The sequence below is a fragment of the Pseudidiomarina tainanensis genome, from assembly GCF_004214835.1.
GTDB classification, from domain to species: domain Bacteria; phylum Pseudomonadota; class Gammaproteobacteria; order Enterobacterales; family Alteromonadaceae; genus Pseudidiomarina; species Pseudidiomarina tainanensis.
This window is the reverse complement of record NZ_PIQJ01000001.1, coordinates 607,392-634,146: the sequence shown is the minus strand read 5'-3', so window position 1 is coordinate 634,146 and position 26,755 is coordinate 607,392. Positions and strand designations below refer to the sequence as shown.

The 26,755-nt window shown below is 45.6% G+C and carries 15 protein-coding genes; 2 read left to right on the top strand and 13 right to left on the bottom strand.

Annotated features, from left to right (window positions below; translation table 11 throughout):
* Positions 1-18: 18 nt before the first annotated feature.
* The 4 genes from CWI82_RS03065 to CWI82_RS03050 form a co-directional block, all read right to left on the bottom strand.
* Positions 19-1,731 carry a sodium:solute symporter family protein gene (locus CWI82_RS03065; protein WP_130202637.1) on the bottom strand — a complete coding sequence of 571 codons (1,713 nt, stop codon included), beginning with the start codon at positions 1,729-1,731 and terminating at the stop codon, positions 19-21.
* A gap of 11 nt (positions 1,732-1,742) precedes the next feature.
* Positions 1,743-2,009, bottom strand: a complete 267-nt coding sequence (locus CWI82_RS03060) for a DUF4212 domain-containing protein (RefSeq protein ID WP_092856100.1) — start codon at positions 2,007-2,009, stop codon at positions 1,743-1,745.
* 160 nt (positions 2,010-2,169) lie between these two features.
* Positions 2,170-3,615, bottom strand: coding sequence for a tetratricopeptide repeat-containing sulfotransferase family protein (locus CWI82_RS03055; protein WP_130202636.1), 1,446 nt, complete (start codon positions 3,613-3,615; stop codon positions 2,170-2,172).
* 112 nt (positions 3,616-3,727) lie between these two features.
* Entirely contained in the window at positions 3,728-6,700 is a 2,973-nt protein-coding gene (locus CWI82_RS03050; RefSeq protein WP_130202635.1) for a TonB-dependent receptor, read from the bottom strand.
* Between the two features lie 335 nt (positions 6,701-7,035).
* On the opposite strand from CWI82_RS03050, the gene CWI82_RS03045 reads away from it, so the two are divergent.
* Positions 7,036-10,482 (top strand): PAS domain-containing hybrid sensor histidine kinase/response regulator, encoded by a 3,447-nt coding sequence (locus tag CWI82_RS03045; protein ID WP_130202634.1) that lies wholly within the window; start codon positions 7,036-7,038, stop codon positions 10,480-10,482.
* 1 nt (position 10,483) lies between these two features.
* Here CWI82_RS03045 and CWI82_RS03040 read toward each other — a convergent pair whose 3' ends face one another.
* From CWI82_RS03040 to acs, 5 genes are all read right to left on the bottom strand, one after another.
* Positions 10,484-10,951: a hypothetical protein gene (locus tag CWI82_RS03040; protein ID WP_130202633.1), complete on the bottom strand. Its 468-nt coding sequence runs from the start codon at positions 10,949-10,951 to the stop codon at positions 10,484-10,486.
* Positions 10,952-11,026: 75 nt separating this feature from the next.
* The gene (locus tag CWI82_RS11530) at positions 11,027-14,959 is read right to left on the bottom strand and encodes a S8 family serine peptidase (RefSeq protein WP_165383869.1); all 3,933 of its coding nucleotides are present in this window, start codon (positions 14,957-14,959) and stop codon (positions 11,027-11,029) included.
* A gap of 97 nt (positions 14,960-15,056) precedes the next feature.
* Positions 15,057-16,865: an Ig-like domain-containing protein gene (locus tag CWI82_RS03030; protein WP_165383868.1), complete on the bottom strand. Its 1,809-nt coding sequence runs from the start codon at positions 16,863-16,865 to the stop codon at positions 15,057-15,059.
* 434 nt (positions 16,866-17,299) lie between these two features.
* Positions 17,300-17,947, bottom strand: a complete 648-nt coding sequence (locus CWI82_RS03025) for a response regulator transcription factor (RefSeq protein ID WP_130202630.1) — start codon at positions 17,945-17,947, stop codon at positions 17,300-17,302.
* Positions 17,948-17,954: 7 nt separating this feature from the next.
* Positions 17,955-19,898, bottom strand: coding sequence for an acetate--CoA ligase (gene acs / locus CWI82_RS03020; protein ID WP_130202629.1), 1,944 nt, complete (start codon positions 19,896-19,898; stop codon positions 17,955-17,957).
* Between the two features lie 327 nt (positions 19,899-20,225).
* Here acs and CWI82_RS03015 point away from each other — a divergent pair, with 327 nt between their 5' ends.
* On the top strand, positions 20,226-21,173 hold the full coding sequence (locus CWI82_RS03015) for a DcaP family trimeric outer membrane transporter (protein ID WP_130202628.1): 948 nt from the start codon (positions 20,226-20,228) through the stop codon (positions 21,171-21,173).
* On the opposite strand, the gene CWI82_RS03010 is transcribed toward CWI82_RS03015, so the two are convergent.
* From CWI82_RS03010 to CWI82_RS02995, 4 genes are all read right to left on the bottom strand, one after another.
* Positions 21,113-21,967 carry a glycosyltransferase family protein gene (locus tag CWI82_RS03010; RefSeq protein WP_130202627.1) on the bottom strand — a complete coding sequence of 285 codons (855 nt, stop codon included), beginning with the start codon at positions 21,965-21,967 and terminating at the stop codon, positions 21,113-21,115. The two genes, CWI82_RS03015 and CWI82_RS03010, sit on opposite strands and share 61 nt — an antisense overlap.
* A gap of 84 nt (positions 21,968-22,051) precedes the next feature.
* On the bottom strand, positions 22,052-23,218 hold the full coding sequence (locus tag CWI82_RS03005; protein ID WP_130202626.1) for an O-antigen ligase family protein: 1,167 nt from the start codon (positions 23,216-23,218) through the stop codon (positions 22,052-22,054).
* Between the two features lie 604 nt (positions 23,219-23,822).
* Positions 23,823-24,353 carry an acyltransferase gene (locus CWI82_RS03000; protein ID WP_130202625.1) on the bottom strand — a complete coding sequence of 177 codons (531 nt, stop codon included), beginning with the start codon at positions 24,351-24,353 and terminating at the stop codon, positions 23,823-23,825.
* 1,132 nt (positions 24,354-25,485) lie between these two features.
* Positions 25,486-26,754, bottom strand: a complete 1,269-nt coding sequence (locus CWI82_RS02995; RefSeq protein WP_130202624.1) for an oligosaccharide flippase family protein — start codon at positions 26,752-26,754, stop codon at positions 25,486-25,488.
* Position 26,755 lies beyond the last annotated feature (1 nt).

Sequence of the window (26,755 nt, the reverse complement as noted above, 5' to 3'; positions counted from 1 at the left end):
AAAGCCGGGCTTTGATTATTAGTGCGTCGCACCACCCGCACCGCGCGGATAGCGAATCGACTCCACCAAATCCTGCGTATCTTGCGGCGCATCACCTGTCATCTTATGTACCACATAAGAAACAATGAAGTTCAGCAACATACCAATGGTACCAATACCTTCTGGCGAGATACCGAATAACCAGTTGTCGGCATTATTGGCCGCTGGGTTCACAAACTTGAAGTAAATAATATACGCCAAGGTGAACACGATACCGACAATCATACCTGCGATAGCACCGGTGCTATTCATACGCTTGTAGAAGATACCCAGAATAATGGCAGGGAAGAAGCTCGCTGCGGCTAAGCCGAACGCGAAGGCGACCACCTGCGCCACGAAGCCGGGCGGATTAATACCAAACCAAGTCGACAAGGCAATCGCGACGGCCGCAGCAACCCGCGCCCACATCAGCTCTTGCTTATCGGTAATATTTGGCGTCAAGGTTCGTTTCAGTAAGTCATGCGAAACCGACGTTGAAATAACCAACAACAGGCCTGCAGAAGTTGACAGTGCGGCAGCAACACCACCCGCAGCAACCAATGCCACAACCCAAGCCGGTAAGTTCGCAATCTCAGGGTTTGCCAATACCATGATGTCACGGTCAACAGTCATTTCGTTGCGCGCATCACCTGAATAGAACATCTTGCCGTCTTCGTTCTTGTCTTCCCACGTGATCAAACCGGTTTTTTCCCAGTTTTTCACCCAATCTGGTGCAGCGTCATATTCAACGCCTTGCAAATCAGGACCATTCACGGTGTTAATGAGGTTTACTTTAGCGAAACCAGCAATTGACGGTGCAGTGAGGTAAACCACAGAGATGAATACCAATGCCCAACCAGCTGAACGACGTGCATCACGTACTTTCGGTACCGTGAAGAAGCGGACGATAACGTGTGGCAAACCAGCAGTACCAACCATCAACGCACAGGTAATGGCGAATACGTCAATTTTCGACTTAATACCGGACGTATAAGCAGCCAAGCCCAATTCAGCGGACAAGCCATCTAACCGGTCGAGCAAGTAAGTCCCCTCGCCCGCAACACCCTCAGCGATGGTTGCACCAAAGCCAGTTTGTGGCAGCACGTGACCCGTCATATAAATTGAGATGAATACGGCAGGGACAATGTATGCAAACGCAAGTACACAGTATTGTGCAACCTGTGTATAGGTAATCCCTTTCATACCACCCAATACAGTGTAGAAGAACACGATAACCGCACCGATGAATACACCTGTTGCGATATCAACTTCTAGGAAACGCGAGAATACCACGCCTACACCACGCATCTGACCCGCAATATAAGTAAATGAGATCAAGATTGCGCAGATAACTGCGATAGTACGTGCGGTTTGTGAATAGTAACGGTCACCAATGAAGTCAGGTACGGTGAACTTACCGAACTTACGCAAGTATGGCGCCAAACACAGAGCCAAGAGAACGTAACCACCGGTCCAACCCATCAAGTACACGCTGCCGTCATAACCAGCAAAAGCGATAATACCCGCCATGGAAATAAACGATGCAGCAGACATCCAGTCGGCGGCGGTTGCCATACCGTTCATCACTGGGTGTACGCCACCACTGGCAACATAGAAGTCAGAAGTCGAGCCCGCGCGTGACCAAATTGCAATAGCAATATACAGAGCGAACGTCAGGCCGACGATAATAAACGTGAGAGTTTGAATATCCATGATTCGGCCCCTTACTCTTCGTGAACTTCATATTTGTTATCTAACGCCGCCATACGCTTCACGTACACGAAAATTAGAATCACAAAGGTGATAATTGACCCTTGTTGAGCAAACCAAAAACCCAACTTGAAGCCGAAGAAAGTAAACTGATTCAGCCAGTCTACCAAGATGATGCCAAACCCGTATGAAACGATAAACCACACCGCCAGCAACTTCAGTACTAGGCTGATATTATCGCGCCAGTAGGCTTTTGCGAGTTCTTCGCTTTTGAAAGCCATACGCCCTCCAGATTGTTCTGTTATTGTTTATGTTGTTATGAGTGATTTATTCACTTATAGAATCACATATGCAATCTAGACGGGATATGGCAATAGGGGAAATAAGACATTGGTCTAAGTTGAAAAAAGCTTGAGCGGCAGCTCAGCGCAAAGCGCTGAGCTACGACTGCCGCCAAGCATCCAGGAAGTCTTTATATTGTGCCGATAAACCAATGCGTTTTTGATGAATCGGTTCATGCACCTGCCCCACACTTGAAGTGAATACAGGGCCGTTGTCTTTGTAAAAATGCAGCATGTTCGGTTCGAACGTCATACCTAAGTGAGCGCAGACCTGCTTTAAAGTTTGCTCTGGCTGCTGACACAAATCTTCGTATCGAATACTCAGAACACGGTCACCAAACACATCCAACCAATGCTTCATTAAGCGCTCTTCATGGCGCATATAACTCGCAATATCGCTCGGGCTCCAGCTCCAGTCTGCGCGGCTACGGAAGTTACTCTTAAAACACGACCACGCGACGTCTTCTGGACTACGCTGAATATAAATCGCTTTGCCCTGCGGAAACGCTTGAGCCCAAATAGCAAAATGACGGCTCAATTGGATAGTTTTATCCACCACCAAATTCGCACCACTAAACTGCTGATTAACCACATGTGCATACACATCAGAAATATGATCAATTGCGCCTTGTGGATCACCATGTTGCTTCATAAAACCTGGAAAATCGGCAAAATTGTCATTGCGCAAGTGCATGCTGGCATAACCAATCGCACCGGTTTCCGCAGCGCCTTTCACTTTGGAATGCGCCGCCAACATTTGCCCAAGTAGCGTTGTTCCGCTTCGCGGTAAACCAAGTAACGCGACTGCACGGTTATAGCTGGTTCGACTCTGTGGCAATTTCGCCACCGCTTCGGCACTGTGATTAGCAATAATGTCATTGATAAATTGTTCGTCAGCGCTCGCGGAAAAACGGCTAGCTTGTTGCATGATGGCAGCGCCAGCCGAATACGCTTGGTACGCGTCATCAAAGCGCCCCACATCGCTATAAGCTTTACCTAAGCTGTAATAAAACTGCTGACGATTCTTGGCATCAGCTTCAGGAATTGTCGCGAACGCTTGCTCAAGTTTGTTGAGCAATTCAGGATATTTTTTATAGTCCGTAATACTACTTAATGTGAACCACGTAATGCCCGACTGTGGCATTTTACGCAGCGCATGAATCAGATAATTTCGAGCACGGTCTAATTCACCGAGCTGAGCTTGGGCGGTTCCCGCAAAGTGATAAACACTGGGGTCGTCCAACTCTTTTTTAATCAACGGTTCAATCAGTTTCAGGCCCCGTTGAATGTCGCCAGTTTCTGCATAAACACCAGCGTAATTAATTAAATGACGCAATGTTTGCGGCATTTCTGCGCGATAGATATCCGCAGCTTGTTTCGCTTTGTCTAACTCGCCTATACGAATAGCTAACCCTGCAATTTTTAACCAATCACCGCCTATCTTTGGCTTACGCTCGAGAAAATCATTGAGTATTGCAACGGTTTCCGAACGGTGTCCTTGTCGCACAGCCGTTAAGGCATCATTCAGTGTGTACTGCTTTTGCAAGTGACTATCCTCATTATTATCGTGTTTTGAGTCAGAAAACTTGGGGAAATAAAGCCGGAAACCTGATGAGGTTTCCGGCTACTTTAGTTACTTAATTTAAGCTAAACGCTGCTTAGAAGCGAACGTCTACGCTGAAACGGAAGTAACGTGGCGTTTGATACGCATCTGGCAAGTTATACAAATAACTCTCAGCTGCACTATCCGTACCGTTCGGGTTGGCACCGCCGTCCCAGTATTCTGCAACTTCGTTACGCTCGGTAACAGCATCGTTGTTGAATACGTTGAACACGTCGGCACGCAACACAACTGGAATGTCGTTAACGTTCAACTCGTAGCGAGCTGTTAAGTCAAGTGACCAGTTGTTGTCGGTACGACCAACAGAACCACGTGGAACTAACTCACCGCCTTTGTAGAACGACTCAGCGCCGTACCAAGAAGCGAATACGTCAGTACCGTGAAGACCAAATGCACTCAACGGACGACCAGTTTCCCAACGGAAGTTAGCACCAAGTGTTAACGCTTCAGTGAACTGGTAAGCCGATTGAACTTTCAGCATGTGACGACGGTCGTTCGGAAGGTTACCGTACGCGCCATCAGTCAATCCTGGTTGGTCAAAGTTAGTGGTTAAGCCAGCGTCGGTTTGGCCGTTATCTGAACGTACGAAACCTTCGTTGTTACCCCAGCTATGTGACCAAGTATAAGTTGCGTCAACCATCCAGTTGTCGGCAAATGCACGACGAAGGTTGATATCAACAGCAGCATACTGACGCTTAGCTTCTGGGTAACCTAAGTAAGAACCAGGAATAGTGTACTGGCCGTACTCTAATGGACCATCGTAATCAGGGTCAGTTGTAACCGTTACATCATCACCTGGATTAGTCAGTACATAGTAATGGAAGCCAGAACAAGCAGTACAGCTTGAACCGAATTCAGCTTCTAAGTACTCATTAAAGCCGTAGTCAATCGCGATATCTTCAAGCGAGCTCTTCAGATCACGATACGTTGCTTTAACACCCATGCTCCAGTTGTCAGACAATACTTGCTCAAAGCCTAAGATGAATTCATCTTGGTACATTGGGTCAAAGTCTGCGTCAACGGTTTCGCCAGTACCTTTCAAAGTACCATCAGCGTATACCGCACCAGCAAGGATTTCGTCCTCGTTCACGATTGGCGATAAGTCCTCATTGATACCCAATAATTCATAAATGAAGATGGTGTATAACTCGTCACCCGCCAAACGGATGTTGGTGTTGGTAGCAACTGGTAAGAAATAACGGCCGTAGTTAGCAAACGCTTTAGTTTCGCCATCGCCGAATACGTCCCATGCCACACCGATACGTGGTGCCCACTGGTCAGAAACATCGACGAACTTCTCGCCAGCTTTGTTAAAGTTTTCGAACGTTTCGTTACGCAAACCAATACGTGCCGTAATAGTATCGGTCACGTTCCAAGTATCTTGCACGTAGAACGCACTTGATTTGGTTTGGAAAGAACCGCTGTTCACGTAAGTGTTGAAACGTACTAAAGCACAATCAGCATTCAGCAAGTCGCCTTCAGTTACTGCGTCCATGTTTGCACATGATTGATATTGATACAGCGTGTTACCAACACGTGCAGTTTCTTCAATCGCACTCATGTCTTCGTAATCGATACCGAAGCGCAAGGTGTGATCCATGCTCACGTACCAGTCAACATCGAAACGATAAGCTTTACGCTCATCTTCCATGATTGATGGCGTGTTCAAACCGAACTGAGTGAACTGACGACCAGATGGATAGTGCACTGCACCGACTGGTGTATTTGCAGCATTCACGTTGCTGTAAGTTGCTTTGTTCACGCCGTATAACGCGCTGATAGTAATATCATCAGAAACGATACCGGTGTATTGAACCGCATACGATTGACCACCGCGCTCAAGCACGTAGTCACCGAACAACTCACCACGCGTTTCAGTGCGGCTATCAAAGCCATACTTCGACGTATCGAGGTCGCTTGAGTTATCCCAACCAGTGAATTCAAGAATATGATCTGGTGTGATGTACCAGTCTAACTTCAATGCATACAACACGTCGCTACCATCGCGGTCATACGCAAGCGTATTGCCGGTGTAGTCGCTGGTGCGATCTTTGAAGTTAACCAAACCAAAGAAGAACAACTTATCTTGTACCAACGCACCACTTGCCCACAAGTTGTAGTTGGTTTCAGAAATCTTGTCGTTATGGTTTAAGCCGTAGTACTCGTAACCACCCAATTCTGCGATTGCGTTAGGATCAGTAACGATAGTGTCTGGTGCATTTTCACGCAGTGAATCCGGCTCAAAGTAAGCACTGAAGCCAGCTTCAAACTCGTTCGAACCAGATTTAGTGGTTGCGTTTACAACACCACCGGTTGAACGACCGTACTCAGCTGAGTAACCACCTGTTTTCACTTCAAACGTTTCGTACATTTCGAATGGCAACTCTGCGCCACCCAAGCCGTTACGGAAGTTAGTTACGTTCAAACCGTTCACGTAGTAAACGTTTTCACCAACCGAAGCACCACCAAAAGAGGTCAAATTACCAAACGATGAATCACCTTTGGTTGTACCTGGCGCTAATAGTGCTACCGATGCGATGTCACGAGGAACTGGAACCTTCTCAAGGAAGTCTTGAGTAACAACCAGTTGCGACTCTGATGACGTCGTGTCGATCATTGATACGCTTGAACCACGCACAGTCAATGTTTCCATTGCATCTGCAGTAGCCATCGTTAGGTTGATAGTCGTTGTACCAGCAACACCAACGTTAACACGTTCTTCAGCAACGGTGCCGTAGCCAGACTTCTCAGCTTTCAGTGAGTAAGCGCCCGGTGGCAACAATGGGAAACGGAAGTTACCGCTTTCATTGGTTGTTGAACTACGCGTCAAGCCAGTTTCAAGGTTGGTGATTGTTACCGTTACTTCGCTAACCACTTGACCAGATTGGTCAGTTGATTGGCCTTGTAAATAACCTTTTGAGTTATCCTGCGCCATAGCAGGAGCGGCAACACCAAGTGCAGAAGCAACTGCTGCAGCAGCCAACGTACTTCTAAAGAAAGTACTCTTCATTCTGTTATTCTCCATGGGTTGTTTTTATTGTTCTAAAAAAGATGTGAAGCGGGGAATCCCGTTTTAAGACGCACATCCAATTTGTGACAAAGTGTAACGAAGTGTTACACATACCCTGTTTTAGCAGTAATAGGTGGAAATTTAAACCCCCGAATAAGAAAAACATCATATGACAACAGAGATATTAGCTATTGGATATTAGATATTAGAGAAAACACAAACACTCGGTACAACGGCTCTCAAATCTTGTGGCTAATAGCTAACATCGTCTTTGCTTTTCAGCTCTTGGTGTTAATATCTAATATCTAATAGCTAATATCGATTTTGGTTTTCACATGACACTACTACTCATCTTAGCCTCATTGGCCTATATCGCCCTGCTCTTTGCCGTTGCGCACTGGGGTGATAAACCCAACTCATTGGCCAATAAAATTAGCTATAAACCAATCATTTACAGTATGTCATTGGCAATTTATTGCACCAGCTGGACGTACTATGGTGCGGTGGGTAATGCGGCAACTGACGGCTGGGCTTATATTCCGATTTTACTCGGGCCGTTCTTATTATTTATCTTTGCGTTGCCATTGCTGGAAAAGCTGGTAAGCGTGTCGAAACAGCAGAACATCACCTCGATTGCTGACTTCATCGCCAGTCGTTATGGCAAGCGTCAGCGTCTCGCTTTATTTGTAACTTTGATTGCGGCACTGGCAACAATTCCTTACATCGCGCTGCAATTAAAAGCTGTTGGTCTGACCTTTGTAGTGCTGACCGAAAACACCTCAGCGTTGACCCAATTTTCGATTAATGAGCTCGTCGCCGCCGGAATTATGGCGGTATTCGCCATGTTGTTCGGTACTCGTCACATTGAGGTCACCGAATATCGTAACGGGATGATTCTAGCGATTGCGTTTGAATCCGCAGTGAAGTTGCTTGCGCTATTAGCGGCTGCGGTGTTTGCATACTTCTTATTTAATGATGTCTCACCCGTTAGCATGTGGGAGCAAGTCACCACACCAAGTTCAAAAGCTTGGAGCTGGGAGGCGCTGACCGAGTTTGATTTCATTGTTCAAACTTTTATGGCAGCCGGCGTTATTCTGTGTCTACCGCGCCAATTTCACGTGGCGGTAGTGGATAACGTGAATGTAAACCATCTCAAAACCGCGCGTTGGGGCTTTCCGGTTTATTTAGTTTTAGTTGCCGTCGCCATTGTGCCAATTGCACTCAGTGGCGATCTATTTTTCGGTAACGGCTTTGATGGCGATACCTATGCCCTGCGCCTACCGTTGCTGCATGACCAGACTTGGCTTGCCGTATTTATCTTTATCGGTGGATTTTCTGCAGCAACCGCGATGGTAATTATCGCTTCAGTTACGCTCAGTACCATGGTCACAAACGACGTGATTATGCCGGTGATTTTGCAACGTCGTAGCCGCTTCCCCACAAGCTTTCAAAAGCGCCTCTTGTTTATTCGGCGCGTTGCCATCGCCATCATCTTATTATTGAGCTACTTATGTTACTACTTCTGGGCAGCCGGCACGGGGCTCGTCAGTATTGGCTTATTAGCATTCTCGGTGGTGTTACAACTATTACCGGCGGTATTGGGCGGCTTGTATTGGCGTCGCGGTCACGCACGTGGTGTGTATGTTGGCTTAGGAACCGGTTTGATAGCTTGGTTATTCGCAGTAGCGGTACCGATGTATTTACCGCACGACAGCACCGACACCAGCATCATCACTCAAGGTACTGTGATCAGTTTGGCAGTGAACACCGCTTTCTACTTTGTGTTTTCACTGCTGGCACAGCCGCGCTTGATTGACCGTATTCAGGCAACGGCCTTTGTGAAGCCGCGCACTCGAGTGCAAGAACACACCGTAGGTCGTCATCATCAAGCCACCAATGGCGATATGATGTTATTGCTACAAACCTTTGTCGGCGAGCAACGCACCGCACAGTTACTCGATTACTTTGCCGAAGCACAAGGCGATGACAGCAGCCATACCAATAAAGAAGACGTCGCATCGCGTGAATTCATCGATTACGTGGAGCGCGTGCTCACTGGCGTACTCGGTGCCGCAACAGCGCGTTCGTTGGTTGAAGCCGCGTTACGCGATCGCCGCTTGCATCTCGAAGAAGTGGTGCACTTTTTTGATGACACCACCCAAGCGCTTCAAACCCAACAGGCCATCTTGTTCAGCTCACTCGAGAACTTAGCGCAAGGTATTTCGGTGGTCGATGCCGACTTACGTTTGGTGGCGTGGAACAAGCGTTACCTTGATCTATTTGATTATCCCGACGGCATGGTGAAACCAGGCCAACCTATTGCCACACTGATTCGTTACAACGCCGAGCGCGGTGAATGTGGTCCTGGTGAAATTGACGAACTGGTCGCGAAACGTCTGAAACACATGCAAGTAGGTTCACCACACCGCTTCATTCGTCGCCGTGGCGATGGTCGGGTCATTGAAATGGTGGGCAACCCGCTACCCAATGGCGGTTTTGTAACCTCGTTCACGGATATTACCGAACACGTTGAAACACAACAGGCGCTCGAAGAAGCGAATATCGATCTTGAGCAGCGCATTAACGTGCGCCAGAAAAAAATCCGCGAAATCAACAATGAGCTCACTGAAGAAATTGAACGTCGCCGCAAAGTGGAAGTAGAGCTGAAAAAGGCCACGCAACAAGCTGAAGAGGCCAACGCCTCAAAAACGCGATTCTTGGCATTAGCGAGTCACGATATTCTACAGCCATTAAACGCCGCTCGACTGTATTTGTCAGCCATGGACGAAAACAACCTCAACCACAATAATTTGCAATTGGTGAGTAAACTCGATACCGCATTAGCTTCTACCGAGCATTTGCTGAGTACGTTGCTACAAATTGCGAAAATGGACCAAGGCGCGCTGCAACCAAGCTTTCGCCATGTGCGCTTAAGCACCATTTTGGAGCCGCTGATTCATGAATACGGTGTATTAGCCGAACAACGTGGTATTACTTTAAAAACCAATTTGCACGACGGGGTGGTGTATACCGACCCGACCTATTTGCGTCGCATTATTCAAAACTTCTTGTCCAATGCGGTGAAATACAACCGCGACCAAGGCAAAGTATTACTTGCGGTGCGCAAACGTGGTGAGCACTTACTTATCGCCGTTTACGACACCGGCCCAGGTATTACCGCGCAGCAGCGCCACCGCATTTTTGATGCCTTCTACCGTGGCTCGCAAACCCGTGTTGAAGGGGTCGGTTTAGGCTTGAGTGTGGCGAAACGTATGAGCGAACAGTTGCACTGTGAACTGCGGCTTAAAACAGTTGAAGGCTCAGGTAGTTGTTTCTCAGTACAAGTACCGCTTGGCAACCCTTCGCAGGTTTACGAAAAGCCACAACAAGCCAATACAGCAGACGTGAACCGTGGCATGCAGGTGGTTTGCGTTGATGACGACCAAGAAAACTTAAGCGCCTTACGCGCACTTTTAGAGAAGTGGGGCTGTACTGTCGAAACCTTCACCAGCAGCGCAACCGCGCTTGAATACGCCAGCACCCATGAACGCCCCGATGGCATCTTGTTAGATTATCAATTAGGTGATGACGAACATGACGGCTTAAGTCTAGCGCGAGCGCTACGGCATTACTGGGGTGACACGTTATCCGGTGCGTTAGTAACCGCCATGCGCGATGACTCGGTGCGTAAACAAGCGCGTGAACAAAACTTGCACTTTCTGGCCAAGCCAGTCAAACCAGCCGCTCTCAAATCACTACTGAAATATTTGGAGCGGCAATAAGTTACATGCGCGCGAGTGGCGTCGCGCGACAAATACCATTTTCAAGCGATAATTGAGGCTCAGGAATCACCTCGCAGGTGCTCATTTCCTGAGTCGCTTGAATATGCTCAATACGCAATTGCGTATACTCGTCTATCAATTGCTGCAGCGTCTTCTCATCCGTCTCTTGGGTTGAGTAGGCAATGTAATACTCAGGCCCACCGCAGGCGCGTTTGCCAACAGCCGCCATACGGCACTGATCAAACGAATCGGCGCGAGCAATCCCCACCATCGTACGAATCTGATTATCAAGCTCGGCAATGCGCGCATCGCGACTCGCATCAGCAGCAGGATCGACACTTTGTTCTTGCTCAGTTTCATGGGTCATGGACACACTCCCATCGCTATTGGCTTGTTCGGCATCAACACAGCCAGTTATTGCAACAGCGAAAACTAACATGCCCAGTGCTTGAGTTAATCCTTTAGTCATAGCAACACCTCGTTGAATTACGGCGACAGAATCATCCTATCGCCGTTTTATTATGAATTATAGCAACTTAACATTCTAAGCATGGCGGCGGCGTAACCACACTAAGGGCAGTGCTAACAACACCATTAACCAGCCAAACGCGCCTGAGCTTTTCTTCGGTGGCGTAATACTCACCGACACCGTTTGCTGAGCGGTTGCTAGGCCGTCTGAGACTATAACCCGCACTTGTACCGTGGTTGCCGTCTCAACCGTTGGCGCAGTGAAACTTGCTGTAGCTGAAGTCGCACCAGAGAGTGAAACACCAGAGCCACTGACAACCGCCCATTCGTAAGTCAACACATCGCCATCGGCATCGCTGCTTGCAGAGGCATCAAGCCGCACCGTGTCACCTGAAGTTGCGGAATTTGGTGCATCCACGCTCACGACTGGTGCCGTATTGGTAATTTCGACCGTCACCGTCGCTGTTGCAGTAGGCGAGCCAGCTTCATCAACCAAACGCACGTTGAAACTATCACTGCCCGTATAATCGGCATCCGGTGTATAGCTCAGCGTCGCGCCAGTGAATGTCGCTGAACCATGCGCAGGCTGACTCACCAACACGCCAGTCAACGCGCCTTGTGGCTGAATCGAAATTGGTAGCTGGGCAGCATACTCAACCGGCGAACCGGCATCGGTGCTGGTAATATTCATCAACACCACGTATTCACGCCCTAACTCGGCCGTTGCTGTCGCGAAATCAACTTCAGCAGTCTGGTTGGCGGTGCCGGTTACCGTCACATCCGCGAGCGGGCCAATGTTACTTACCATGACTGGCACATTCATTAACACTTCAGCGCGCTCACCATACGTAAAGCTAGCCGCCAGTGTCGCGCCATCCGTTGGATAGCTACCAATACTTGCAGCCGATGAATAATGCGTTGCACCTACATCACCGCGCAAGTTCTCTAAGCCAATCGCAAGCTTGTAAGTTGGTGTGCCGCTATTCACGTCGACATAGTTATAAATCACTTCATTGGTGCCCAACTTGAACCACACGTTGAAAGTAAAACGTACGCCACTGTCGGTGCTGCCTGAGGCAACCCAACTGCGGGCATTTTGCCATTCCAGCACCAAATAGGTATCCGACCCTTCAGTGACAATGGCGTAATTCATCTCACCATCACCGTTCACGAACTCAAGGTCCGTCCAAAACGGTGCAACAATGCCATTCGGCTCACTCTCATTTGGGAACGAATCAGCGGCAACGGCAGTAAACAATGCGCGGCTTGCACCCAGCTCAACCACACCGTTACTCCACATCGAGAAAACGTTATGGTCAATGCCATCAAAACTCCAAGTAGCACCATCGCCTTCAAGCTCAACTTCCGCTACCAAATCATCACAGCCTTCACTACAAACACTGGAGATACTGATATCGTTGCTGAGCGCCACATCGGCTAATGACATACCGGCAAAAGCAAAACCCGACATTGTTGCAATATTGGCCGCATCCGGCGCATCATTTTGATCGCCCTGCCAAATCACCGAGCCAATCGTTTCTTCAACTGTTAACGCCGTTTGCGTGCTACGTTTTAGCTGTAAATCGATCGTATCGTAATCAACCGCAATACCGCTGCTGGTCGGTAGCGCCACTGAAAAGGTGGTCGCACCATCGGTAAAGCCCAAGCCACCACGCAATTGTAACTGCATTGCCTCGCCAGCTACCGCCGCACCCGAGGCAATCGAACCCGAAATGATCCGTGGGTCATCGGACGTTGAGGTATATACGGCAACCGGCAAACGTGCTGGCGAATAGCCGCCCGAGTTCGCAGTAAAGGTTACGCCACCATACTGCCAACCTGCTTGTGCAAACGCCGTATTCACAGTAATCGTGAATGCCTTGGTTTCGTTCGCTGCCAGCGTAAACGTGGCTGGGAAAGTCGCCGACATATCTGGGTCATCAAAAGTTGCAGTGACATTCCACGTTTGCGCGCTATTTGTTAGGTTGGTCACACTGCGTGTAAATTCGCACATGCCTATACATGCATTGTTATTCAAATAGGCACGATCAAAGCCGATTCCTGAATCGGCCGCAGCAGCCAGATCAATGCGTCCAGCACCCACTTGATGCGGTGTCGCTTGATTGTCGTTGTCACTTTGCTTAATCGCAGGATTTGCCGCAGTCATCAACACCGACTTAATTTGCTGATGCGTCCAGCTTGGTTTGAGATCACGTAATAACGCTGCCGCGCCGGCCACATGCGGGCTCGCCATTGAAGTTCCGCTCAATAACGCCACTTGGCCGCCCGGATAAGCCGACAAAATTCCGGTTCCTGGCGCCGCTACTTCTGGTTTCAAGATCGTACTATCGCGATTTGGTCCCCGCGAACTAGAAGCGGCCAAACGGTCTTGAGCTGATTCATTGATCGTGCGCTCAGGCGGATTAATCGTCACCTGCTCACCTGCGGTCCAGTCGGTTTCAAGTTGGTCGCCGGTAACTTTATCAATCGAAACGCTAGGAAGTGTCGCCGCCCCCATATCCATGCTAATTGAACCGTCAACATTGTTATAAAGCACCATGGCGCGGGCGCCAGCGGCTTGTAAATTATTCGCCTTTTGCTCGAAGGTACAGGTACCGCGCTCTACCAACACAATCTCATTGGTGAACAATCCCGAACTAAAACTACTACAAGCTAGTGGATTCGACGGCGCATCGTTCTTAACAGTGCGAAAAGCACCACTAATCGGGCTTGAAATAGTGAAATCCCCTTGCCCAATTAGCACAGGAATCGCATTACTATAATCACTGTGTTCCATCGTGACCGCAAAGCTGCGACCGGTTTGGGTATTGGCTACCGCAAACATTTCATCCAGACACGCAGGGCATCCCATGCTGCTCTCAGTCGGGCCATCGTTACCGGCAGCCGCGACATTAATAATGCCCATTTCGTCAATAGCGCGCACAATATCGGCTTCGTATGGCGCCACGCCATTATCTAAGCTACCCCATGAGTTGTTAATCACATCAGCGCCGTCATCCGCGGCTGCTTCAAGCGCCTGAGCTAAACTGATCGACGAGCCCGTGGTGGTGCCATCAGCATTCACCCACAGCGCTTTGTAAACCATCAAATTAGCGCCTGGCGCAACACCTGAAAAGTTAACGGCAACGCCATTGAAGGTCGTACTCACTGGGTTACCAGCGGCGGTACCCGCCACGTGCGTGCCGTGACCATCTAAATCTTCCGGTGAATTTAAGAATTCATCTGGGTGCAAGTCAGCACCGGTTGGTGCGAAATAGCGCGCAACCACTAATTTGTCATTACAGAATGACGGTGTGGTCGCACAATAATCATCGGTCACGCCCAAATCTGGTCGGGTATGTCCGTTATCTTCAAACATGATGTGATCTGGGTCGATACCGGTATCTAAAATAGCAATGTTCACCCCAGCACCAGCTTGTGCTTGGCCACCTAAGCGTTGCCATAATTCTGGCGATTCAATAATGCCGTTCGATGTATCTGTTTGCACAAAAACTTCACGGTCGGCATACACACCTTTCACACCTGGCATACCCGCCAACCGCTGCGCTAAATCATCACCGTCATATTCCACCACCATGGCGTTCAACAACAGTTTCATTTGCTGCTTCATCGCCACCGCTGGTACTTTCTGCGCTATCGCCGCAAACACGTCTTTCTGGCGCTTCTGCACATAATTTGAATAATCAGCAACCGCTTGGCTACCAACCTTTAAGCGCTCGTTACCGGTTACACTGGCTGAAGTTGCCGCATAACCAGCAATACCACCTTTGTAAGTCGCCACACTCGGCTCATCGAGTTGAATTAAGTAGCGTTTAGGCGCATTAATGCGCACCTTGGCCTCGTTTGCTTGCGGAAGTTTACGCTGTGGTGCTGGCACGGTGCGCTCGTTCACTTTCACCTGAATATCAGTGGTAAGAGCCGTAGCCGAAGCGCCGCCAGTCAGCAGCGCAGCAATGGTTAGTGCAAGGGTTGTCTGTAGTGTTTTCATAGTTCTTTTTATACTCATAAAAAACGGCGATAGTTCATACTATCGCCGTTTTAGACCAAATTACAAAAGAATAAATTTTGTAATAATTTATTTTAACTTAACCTTTACTACGGCGTAGCCATACCAACGGCAGAGCTAGCAATACGAACAACCAACCCATTGAACCGCTTGATTTTTCTTCTGGCTCAATCGTAATGGTGATCATTTGCTGGCTGCTCGCACGACCATCAGAAACCGTCAGCACAAAGTTCGCTTGAGCTTCTTCAAAGACACGCGGTGCCGTGAAGGTCGCAACCGCAGTATTTGCGTTATTCAACGATACCGTTGCACCGCCAGCGAACTGCCAATTGAAGGTTAAGGTGTCATCCTCGGCATCAGTGGTACCAGATGCATCCAGACGCACAATTTCATCGGCTGAAACTGAACTTGGCGCATTGATATTGATTACCGGCGCGGTGTTTGGATCAGCTAACACAGTCATCACCACATCGCTCGTCGCAGAAGCAAGACCATCGCTCACGGTTACCGTGAATCCAAAGTCAGTGTCCTCTTCTTCAAACAATGGTGCGGTGAAACTAGCCTGCGCTGTATCTGCACCGCTCAGCTCAAGTTCAGGACCAGCAGTTTGCACCCAGCTGTAGGTTAACGCATCGCCGTCAGCATCCGCTGCCGATGATGCATTTAACACCACGGTATCGCCGTTTTCAGCGGTTTCCGGTGCCGTTGCAGTTACGGTTGGTGTTGCGTTGGTAACCGTCATTGAAACCGTATTTTCCGTTGACGTTGCGCCTGAAGCATCGACCACACGATAACTGAAGCTATCGGTACCCACATAACCTGCATCCGGTGTGTAGGTTGCGGTCATGCCATCAAGGCTGACGCTACCGTGCTCTGGTTGCACCGTCACTTCAACGGTTAAACCGCCGTCTGGTTTAATCAGCAACTTCAATTCAGCGTCATGAGATGTCGCGCCGCTCGAAATATTCAAATCTGTTACTAACTCTCGTTGCGGTTTCCCAACACTTTCAGTCAAGTCAAGAATAAACGGTCGACTATGAACACCAGAGCCAGTAGCTGCACCCACAACTCCAAACGTCGGCACAAGAAAATCAATATCAATTTGCATAGACGCAAGTTGGGCATCATCAGCTTTCGCCGCAATTACTTGTCCATCAATGGGGAAATCACCACTTCCATTATAAAATTTTAATTGCCCAGAAATTCCATCGGAGCTTTCCAATCCAATAACACCGTACGTCAGAGCACCAGCTGCAGTAATATCAAGGTAGTTAAAATAAACTTCGTTGGTATTAAGGCGAAACCACGCGTTGAAACTATAACTGGCGCCACTCGTTTCACCCCACTCTTGCACTTTGTACCACTCAAAAATTAACCACTGGTCGGTGCCATCATCATAAATGTTGTAGCGCAACTCACCCTGTCCGCCGATAACCTCAAAATCTGACCATAGCGGCGCCAATAATCCGTTTGGCGTGGTAACATTTGGTAATTCCTGCAACTTCCATGTTGTCGAAACATCCGTATGACCAATCTCAACTAAGCCATTCTCCCAAAATGTAAGCGTCGTAAAATCTTGCCCTTCATATTCCCAAGTACCAAAAACGGAAATATCAATTAAGACTGACTTTTCATCACAGCCTGAGGCACACTCGACATAGGCAGTCACATGCTCACTTAATTCATCAAAACCCACGCCTGCATAACCAAAGTCAAAATCGTCGACAAAAGCTAATTGCCCTTCGGCATCTGCCTGTACACCTATCCATGTGTACTTGTTTATTGAAGCGTCAAAGTATGACGTTGAAGTCGTGCTCAAAATCTCGGTCAGCTCGACAGAATGTTCATCGACCACAAAGTACTTATTACTCGGAAAATCAATCGTCATGATCACATCTTCAGTAGCATGCCCGAGCTTACCTAGCGCCGATATGGTTATTGGTTGTCCGGCGGCAATTTCTCCAGCGGCAATACTTGCATGAATTGCGGATGAACTCTCTGTGGAAGCCGAATAAACGACAGTGGGTTGGTTTGATTGATCGTACTTTTGGATAGTTTTGGTAATACTTGGTGAGGGATTCGTTTCTGTGTTTGTTGGTGGAGCTTGAGGTCTTGCTTGCGATTGGGGAACTAGTGATAAAATTGTCAGTGAAAATAAAATGCCCCAACACGTTCGTTTGGTTAAATACATAAATCGTCCTTAATTTTTAGTTGTGTTTGTACGACATTTCCTGCCGTAAATTAAGAACTTACTGACACACGATTAATAAATACACAGTTAATGAACAATTTTTGTAACAAATTGTAACAAGGTTTAACAAATCAGGTGGGATTAGGTTCGAGTTGTAGACGCTCAGCCAAGAGGACGGCTTGCGTACGGCTGTATACACCTAGTTTACGGAAAATCGCTGTGATGTGCGCTTTCACTGTGGCTTCGGTGATGTTGAGTTGATAGGCAATTTGCTTATTCAGCAAACCTTCATGCAACAAATACAACACGCGATATTGTTGGGGGGTGAGATCAGCGACTTTTTTCGCTAATTCTTGGTCTTCATCGGAGATGTTATCTAAGCGCCCACGCATTTCTTCAGGCACCCAAGTGTCGCCTTGCAGAATCACGTCGATGGCTTCGGCAATCTTCGCTGACGATAACGATTTAGGAATAAAGCCCAGCGCGCCAAAACCAATACATTTGGCCACTACCGCTGGGTCTTCAGAGCCGGAGATGATGGCAACGGGAAGTAATGGGAAATCTTCGCGAATACGAATCAACCCATACAAATCGCCGCTGCCCGGCATGTGCAAATCTAATAACAACAAATCAAGATCATCGTCCTCAGCAAGCCCCGCCAGGGTTGCGTCTAAATCGCCCGCCTCGCGCAACTCAAGCTCAGGATAATGGTTCGCGAGCGCCCCTTGCAGGGCCTCGCGAAACAAAGGATGATCATCTGCAATTAAAAATTTGGCCATGCCACCGTCATTTGTTCAATCGATTTTCGATTAACGAATCTACCACAGACGGATCGGCAAGCGTAGAGGTATCGCCTAAATTTTCAAACTCATTAGCGGCGATTTTACGCAGAATACGGCGCATGATTTTTCCTGAACGCGTTTTCGGTAAATCTGGCGTCCAATGAATAAAATCAGGCGTTGCAATGGGGCTTAATTCTTTGCGTACCCAATCGCGCACTTCTTTGGTCAGCTCGTCGGTAATTTCGGTACCTGCCATCGCTGACACATACACATAAATGCCCTGACCTTTCACATCATGCGGATAACCCACCACCGCAGCTTCAGAAATCTTCGTGTGTTCAACCAACACCGACTCAATCTCAGCCGTACCTAAGCGGTGACCTGACACGTTCAATACATCATCCACACGGCCCGTGATCCAGAAGTAACCGTCTTCATCGCGGCGCGCACCATCACCAGTGAAGTACACATTTTTGTATGCCGAGAAATAGGTTTGCTCAAAGCGTTCATGATCGCCCCACAGCGTGCGCGCTTGGCCTGGCCATGAATCTTTGATCACCAAGTTCCCATCAACCGCGCCGTCAAGTTCTTGACCGTCAGCATCCACCAACGCAGGCTGCACCCCAAAGAACGGACGAGTCGCCGAACCTGGTTTCAAATCTGTCGCACCTGGTAATGGCGTGATCATGATGCCGCCAGTTTCGGTTTGCCACCAGGTATCGACAATCGGACAACGCTTCTCACCGATAACTTTGTAATACCATTCCCACGCCTCAGGGTTAATTGGCTCACCGACTGAACCCAACGTGCGCAATGACTTACGCGTTGAGGTTTCAGCCGCAGCGGTACCTTTCGCCATCAAAGCACGAATCGCTGTCGGTGCAGTGTAAAGAATATTAACGCCGTGCTTATCGACAACTTCACCAATACGACCCACGCCAGGATACGTTGGCAAGCCTTCAAAAATTAATGTGGTCGCGCCATTCGCAAGCGGACCGTACACAATATAACTGTGACCCGTAATCCAGCCCACGTCGGCTGCACACCAGTACACATTATCTTCGTGGTAATCGAACACCAACTCGTGCGTCATTGACGCATACACCATGTAGCCGCCGGTAGTATGCAACACGCCTTTCGGCTTACCCGTTGAGCCTGAGGTGTACAAAATAAATAGTGGGTCTTCCGCGTTCATCACTTCCGGCTGACATTCAGACGGCACGTCTTTAACCAGTTGATCCCACGCCACATCGCGACTGTCATCCCACTCGGTTTCGCCATGCGTGACTTTCGCTACCACAACCTTCTCAACGGTCGCACAACGACCGCCGCGCAATGCTTCATCCACATTCGCTTTCAATGGCGTCGTTTTACCACCGCGACGACCTTCGTCGGCAGTCACAATCACTTTCACGCCGCAGTCATTCACACGGTCAGCAATCGCATTTGGCGAGAAACCACCAAAAATAACCGTATGCACCGCACCGATGCGCGCACAGGCCAACATCGCATAAGCAGCTTCAGGCACCATCGGCATATAAATCGCCACACGGTCACCTTTTTGCACGCCGAGCTTCTTCAAGCCATTGGCAAAGCGTGATACCTCATGGTGCAACTGCTTATAGCTAATCTCTTCACTAACACTTGGGTCATCACCTTCCCAAATAATCGCCGTTTTATCACCACGCTCCGCCAGATGGCGGTCCACGCAGTTGTAGCACGCATTCAAGGTGCCATCTTCAAACCATTTTATGCTCACATTACCCGGCGCAAAGCTCGTATTTTTCACTTTTGAGTACGGGCTAAACCAGCTAATCCGTTGCCCCTGCTCTCGCCAAAATCCTTCCGGATCTTTCACGCTTTGCTCATACATCGCTAAGTAATCGTCATTCGTTACGAGTGCCCGCGCTTTGGCATCCGCCGGCACTTTATAAACGTCATGTTGCATAAAACCTCCTAATGAACTGCAAATTCGATATTAGCTATTGGATATTAGATATTGGAAGAGCCAGAGTTGTTTTGGGTTTTTGCTAATATCCAATATCCAATATCCAATAGCTAATATCGCTCTTGTTTTTTATGCCTATACCTTCAGTTATTGCGCTCGATCAAGCCATTAGACCATAGTCTAGATTGATAATTACGCCTGCATGTTAAAAGCTTAACCCAACGTATATTTGCTGTTCGATATGACCGAGTAGGTGCCACCTACGGTTCTAATATCAAATATCGAATAGCTAATATCGCCTTTGATTTTCACAACAGGAGCACAGCAATGTTGCACAAAACTTTAACCAAATCGCTAGTTGCCAGTGCAGTTTTTGCCAGCTTAGCAGGCGGCTTAGTCACCAAGGCTCACGCAGCAGAAGGCCCAGAGTGGTCATTCAGCGGTTATGTCAAACTCGATGCCATGATCTCTGACTATGGTGACGGTTCAGCCGGCGCCGGTACCGACAAAAACATCGGTCGCCAGTTCTATATTCCTAGCTTAACGCCAGTGGGCGGTCAAGGCGATGACGCCGTAACCGATTTCCATGCGCGCCAATCACGCTTCTTCTTCGACGTGAAGCAAAAGCTTGAGAACGGCGAAGACATCAGCGGCCGTATCGAGATCGATTTCATGACAGTGCCAAGTGGCGATGAGCGTATCACCAACTCTTACGCACCACGCTTACGTCAAGCCTACCTGCAATACAAAAACTGGTTGATTGGTCAGGCTTGGTCAAACTTCCAAGACTTAAGCATCTTGCCAGAATCTGTTGATTTCGTAGGTGCAACCGACGGTATGGTGTTCATGCGTCAACCGCAAGTTCGCTACACCAGCGGCGCTTGGAGCTTCTCAATTGAAAACCCAGAAACCACAGTGAGCTTGGTGAACCCAGACACGGGCGCCGTATCGCGTGCCGCTACCAGCGAAGGCATCATGCCAGACTTCACCGCCAAGTATAAAGGCAAAAGCGGTAACTTCAGCTACAGCGTGGCCGGTTTAGTACGTCAATTAGCGTACGACATCGACAGCGATGGTAGCGACGAAACCGCAACCGGCTACGGCGTCACCTTAGGTGGTAAATTAGCGTTTGATAACGGCAACGACATCCGTGCAAGTTTCACCGCAGGCTCAGGTATCGGCCGTTACATGGGCTTAAATACCTTCAACGGTGGTTACGTTGACCCGAACAACAGCCTCGAATCACTCGACGTGATGGGCGTGACTTTTGCGTAGGGGAGACCTAGGGCTATGTAATCATAAACTTTAGTCCCAAAGTCGTAGTCCGGGTCACGAATAATTGTTAAACCGTAATCCGCATCTAGCATATGTTGATACATTTCTTCCTCTTCCATTCTAGGAAGAATATCTACTTCTCCAAAGCCATTAGTTAAATTTTTATAATAGTTCACTAACCAATCGTTTCTTTTAGGATCAGCTCCTATCAATCTCACTAAATTCGGTTGATCTCCATAACGTTCCGAAATGACTTTTAATAATTTCTTTACTTTATTAACCCCATATTCGGAAAATTGACCTGCACACACAAACGTAAGCCTTTTACGAATAGAGTTGCCATGTGCGGTGATCTTTGACTTTTTAAGTCTTTTTATCAGATTAATACGTTCATCAGAAATACCATTTGGAATCATAATTATATTCCTACCAGAAACACTCTCTAGATGCCTTTGTAAGCCCGGTGTACAAGTAATCGTTAAATAGGACCGTTGAATAAGAAACCATTCTACTTTTCTACTTACCCAAGCTTTTATTGGTTTTCTTCTAACATTACCTCCATAACCTGTCGCCTGAGCAATCGACCAACCGTCACGAATGTCAAGAATGATTCGTTTTCTAAGGCAAAAAAACTTATAAAAGTTCCGAAATGGTGGCATAGATACAAAAATTTTCTGGTTTAAGGATAAATTTCGTGTACTTTCTAACTCCTCAAAATAATTCTTGAAAGATAACAATCTTGAGTACGATGGTTTTCCCGCCATTCTTTCATCAATATGAAATTTTATTTCCATTTAAAATTAAACCTAAAAAATAAATTAAATCAATAAAAATTGGGATTATTTAAAATAATAATCATAAAAAATTTAAATCCGTCATCACAAATTTCGTTCCTGACGGTAATGTGTATAAAAAATTACCAATAGTAGTGATATTTTCGGCACCAAGTAGTAAGAGGACGGCCACGCCAAAGGAATACCGATTATAAATGGCAAAGTGAAAAACAAAGATATGCTATTCTCTCGTTTGAAATAGCGTAAAATAGAAAAAAGTAAAGAGATAGCAAAAATGGAATATATGACAAGCCCCCAAACAGCAAGTATATATAAATGCTCGTTATCCATCGCTCTTGAGTAGTTCCCGAAAAACTCTTTACCATACCCACTAATTAAACCTAAAGGACTCTCCGACATCAAATGCCATATGTAAATAGTTTTCTCACCGCGTGCCTGATAGGAGCTTCTTTCTAGGCCTTGCGAAAAAAGTGTAAACAAATATCGTAACTCGTTGCTGAACATAATAATCACACACGCAGCCAATAGAACAAGTAAGCATAAAAAAAGAACTGCACGCCTTCTAGATATCAAGTAATTTCTGTAGTAAAAGAGAGTGAAAATCAAAGTGAAAACAAAAAATAACAATCCAACAAACGCAGTCTGCGATTGACTCATTAAAATTGTTACGTAACCAATTAAAATATAAATCAAGTCATTCGAACGGTGGCTATTTAATTGAAAGAAATAATTTACCGACAAAATGATGGTTATAAATAAAACCATCAATCCATGAGTCCCTGGGTCTGGGCTAAGTCCGAGTGATCGACGCGATATATAGAGTGCATTTTCGACGTGTGAACGAGTCGAATAAAGATCTGTAGCAAGATCAATTAATCGCCCGCCGACATCGAAAAATTGAAATGAGCTTAGAACAAAATCCGTTAACAGATAAACTTTTAAAATTAGAATTAAATCAGATAGGTTTAGTCGGATTTTTTTTACTGAAATATATATAATTACAAGGAAGAATACTCGACCGTACTCCAAAATATCTCGATAATCGAAATTTTCGATTCCTATAATAAAATATCTAAAAATGAATAACAAAAACAACACTAAAAAGAACACTAACAAACAATAAACATCGAAGCGAGTAACGGATACCCCATAAAGCCCGATTGTAAAAACCACGAGTAAAAAAAGAACTGCATAAAACTCAAGAATATCCTTTGCCGGTGACAAAATGACGACCAGAAGTAAAAGTTTCAAAATGGAATAACTACGTATTCTCAACATAACCAAGGCATCTTTCCTTTAGTCAGATAATGAAAGCAACGTTCAGTGAAATCATTGTATCGGAACGCACCTCAACAACTGATATATCGTTAAGTTCTGATTTTTATGGATAAATCCTATTCATTTAGAAGATTCAAGATCAAAGTTTTTGGGGCTTTCTCTAATTTTTTGTGCGGCGCCGTGCAGAATAGTTTCATCCTTTGATTTTTAGTTTGGGAGGTTCTCGGAATGAATTGCTCGCGTTAATTTTTTGGAAAAAATACTCTCAAAGAGAGTATTAAATGTTTTGTTACCTTAAACAGCCAAAACGCCAATGATTAGAAATATTTTATGCATATTCTGCGTTTACACTAGGTGTAAATCGAACCAATCAGGACTATCTATTGCGTGAAATCACTCAACATGGTTATTATAGGCTTGATTAAGAGTTGGCCTTGTAAATAGTATTTATATGACCTTTTCTCTCCAGCTTTTCGGAATAATCCAATAGAATTTTTGCGGTCTAATCGATAAAGCGCGATACAGGTTCAAAATAGTTTCTGAGAAGCCTATTCATAAATAGGAATGCAATCTATGATTACCTTTCCCGCACCTTTCGTGCTGGATTGCCAGCAACTATGGTATAGCTATCGAATTTTTTAGATATAACGCTTCCCGCGCCAACAACAGTTCCTGTAGCTATGGATTCCATTATTATACTGCCTGTCCCTATCCAAACGTCATTTGCAATTGTTATTTTTCTCAGAACCCCCGGCTGCTGATTGATAGGAGTATCTTTACTGCTAAATCCATGTTGATTTTTACCACTTAGAAAATGACAATACTGGCCTATCAAGATATTATCTGAGAAATCGACTAAGCCAACAGTATTGTAAGGACCAAATCGAACGTTGCTGCCAATTTTAATATTCTTGTGGCTAAATATTACACCGTAAGAGAATAGAACACCCTCTCCAACCGAGTCTAAAGTACGTTTATAAAATTCATATCGAATAGCACTTCCTAATGTGAAGGGAATCTTAGATACTAATATACTTACGTTAATAAATTTTGAGTAACGTGAAATTAGAACGAAAAAATAGACCACCGGAATTAAAAAAATCTTCATTTTATTTACCTAATAAAAATATAAACTATACATATACTTTATTGATCCAGATGTGTATCGCTTCTGGCATACCTTTTTACGGTATCCACATAATCCTCGCTTGAATTCAATATTAACAGCAACACTTTCTAATCAATCATAGTGCTTCACATTTTGTGAATACATCCTCGTGGACGAGGATAGAATAAATTTCATTGATTTCAGAGTTAAAAGTTACTTTTTTAGATCAAGGAGGCTCAGCCGCAAACTCTACAAATAACTTCATTAGAAATGATGCTAGTGAAATAGACCATTTAGATATTCACTTTACTTCCAAAAATTATAAAGTTTGGCGAGGTTGATATGGGGTTTTAAGGTCTTTCTTCTAAACGCCCCCTTTAAAATAAATGCGCACACATTATGTAACGCTCTCTATCCGTTTGAAATTACTCTGAAGCCTCCTGCGGTAGAATCGACCAATCTAGCTTTGAATCTTTTCTTATAAATTAGCAACTAAAATTGACACTTAATGGATTTACCTTTGTTAAATTTCGTACCTACATTTAATCGGGTTTATTTCCCGATTTAACTCGACTAACATTTTTATCGACGCAGGCTAACCATTTTGACAGTTTAAGATCTTTCTATTCGGCTTCTAGTATTATCTAGATTGATTAACGCTAGAGCTCGTATAGCAGCTGGTCACTATCACGATTATAAAACACAAGTAAATTGTATATATTTTCGTTACGGACTACTAGTGGCCTGGTAGTTCCAAAACTCATAGGTAGTCGTTTAAGATTCTGTTTTCTATAATGCGTAATCAACAATACGATTTATTTTCATCTAGAAGTTCTCTGTAATACTTTTGGGGCTAATTTTTTATTGCTCATAAGCCAAATCAGTCAAATGCGTTCTTATTAGATTACATATTAATTTGGTGTCTATTGCCCTATTCCAAAGAGAAACCCCACATTTTCTATTTTCCCCACAAGATATTTTAACGAGACAAGCAATTAAATATCAAAACCTAATACCTCGAGCTATTATCAACTATTCATTTTATAATTCATCTGCTATTTGAAAACTTAACCTACAACATTTGAGTAGCTAACAATTTCTATTGGCCTAGACCTTATTGTTAGTATTTTAGTTATGATTTCCGATAAGAATTCATAAAGATAGGAAAGTATCGTTCTGAAAACATAGCATTCAAAGCGAAATAAACAAACGATGAAATCAATGTAGCGTAAGCAGCTCCTAATACACCCATTTTTTGAATTAAAAATATGTTCAATATCAAATTTAATATCCCTGATAATATATTTATGAAGGCTAAAATAACTGTTCTTTTGGAGAGCACCAATCCCGGGAAAAATATATAACCTGCGTGAATGAGAACAGATACACTCAATATCGGTACTAATGCAGCAGACTCGTTATATTCTTTGCCAGCAACCAAAGCAACCGCAAATTCAGATAGAAGATTTATCGCTAAATACACAATCACACCACAAAATACAAATAACACAAATAGCTTCTGCAGGTCCTTCTTAAGATGTTCGTTCTTGCTATTCGCATAAATTAGTGGCGATAGCGCAGTCTGAAAACCAATAGTAATCAACACCATTACGGATGCAAACTTTGCCGCTACTCCATAAATTGCTACATCATCGTATGACATGTAATGTCGAATCACGATTCTATCAACCATTGTTAGTGTGATAACGCTAATACTTGAAACCACCAGCGGTGATGAGAACTTTAACATTTCAAGCAGTATCTTGGGTTGAAACTTAAAAGTTAAACTATCTCGGATGAGATAAAAACACAAAGTACTAACTATTGACTGACCAATTATCAGACTTGCGAAAACGCCATAAACTCCAAAATCAAAAAACTTGAACACTAATATGGTGGTAGTTGCTACAACAGAAGCATTTAAAAATGACGAATATGCCGCTAATTTCGATTTTAGTTGTGATCTAAAAATAACATTACTTAGATAGCTGAGAGCCGCTGTAAAAAAAGCTAGTAATGCTAATAACGTTAGCATCAGATTATCTTTTGAATCAGTTAAGAACAGACTTACCTCATCTAAAAAAAGAAGTGCTACCGATAGAAAGACAAGATAACAAATTATCGTGAACCAAAAACCGTGAGATATATAAAGCCGCTGAATATCCTTATCGTGACTACTTTCCGCTCCAAATCTGATAACACTTTGCGAGATTTCCAACGCTACGATCACTGTAATAAAACTGCCAACAGCGATTATATAATCATACATGCCAAGTTCCGTTTTAGTTAAATACGAAACATATATTGGTAGCATTAAAAGCCCAATGCCTTTTGTAAAGACAATTGCGAATACAAAGAGCATAGAATCGGAGAAGAATTTCTTAATAATTCCACTACTCATT

What these genes read in the sequence shown, in the direction of transcription:
- CWI82_RS03015 (WP_130202628.1), top strand. Translation starts at nt 20,226, where the DNA reads ATGTTGCACAAAACTTTAACCAAATCGCTAGTTGCCAGTGCAGTTTTT.
- acs (WP_130202629.1), bottom strand. Translation starts at nt 19,898, where the DNA reads ATGCAACATGACGTTTATAAAGTGCCGGCGGATGCCAAAGCGCGGGCA.
- CWI82_RS03000 (WP_130202625.1), bottom strand. Translation starts at nt 24,353, where the DNA reads ATGAAGATTTTTTTAATTCCGGTGGTCTATTTTTTCGTTCTAATTTCA.
- CWI82_RS03050 (WP_130202635.1), bottom strand. Translation starts at nt 6,700, where the DNA reads ATGAAGAGTACTTTCTTTAGAAGTACGTTGGCTGCTGCAGCAGTTGCT.
- CWI82_RS02995 (WP_130202624.1), bottom strand. Translation starts at nt 26,754, where the DNA reads ATGAGTAGTGGAATTATTAAGAAATTCTTCTCCGATTCTATGCTCTTT.
- CWI82_RS03045 (WP_130202634.1), top strand. Translation starts at nt 7,036, where the DNA reads ATGACACTACTACTCATCTTAGCCTCATTGGCCTATATCGCCCTGCTC.
- CWI82_RS03025 (WP_130202630.1), bottom strand. Translation starts at nt 17,947, where the DNA reads ATGGCCAAATTTTTAATTGCAGATGATCATCCTTTGTTTCGCGAGGCC.
- CWI82_RS03010 (WP_130202627.1), bottom strand. Translation starts at nt 21,967, where the DNA reads ATGGAAATAAAATTTCATATTGATGAAAGAATGGCGGGAAAACCATCG.
- CWI82_RS03060 (WP_092856100.1), bottom strand. Translation starts at nt 2,009, where the DNA reads ATGGCTTTCAAAAGCGAAGAACTCGCAAAAGCCTACTGGCGCGATAAT.
- CWI82_RS03065 (WP_130202637.1), bottom strand. Translation starts at nt 1,731, where the DNA reads ATGGATATTCAAACTCTCACGTTTATTATCGTCGGCCTGACGTTCGCT.
- CWI82_RS11530 (WP_165383869.1), bottom strand. Translation starts at nt 14,959, where the DNA reads ATGAAAACACTACAGACAACCCTTGCACTAACCATTGCTGCGCTGCTG.
- CWI82_RS03030 (WP_165383868.1), bottom strand. Translation starts at nt 16,865, where the DNA reads ATGACGATTGATTTTCCGAGTAATAAGTACTTTGTGGTCGATGAACAT.
- CWI82_RS03040 (WP_130202633.1), bottom strand. Translation starts at nt 10,951, where the DNA reads ATGACTAAAGGATTAACTCAAGCACTGGGCATGTTAGTTTTCGCTGTT.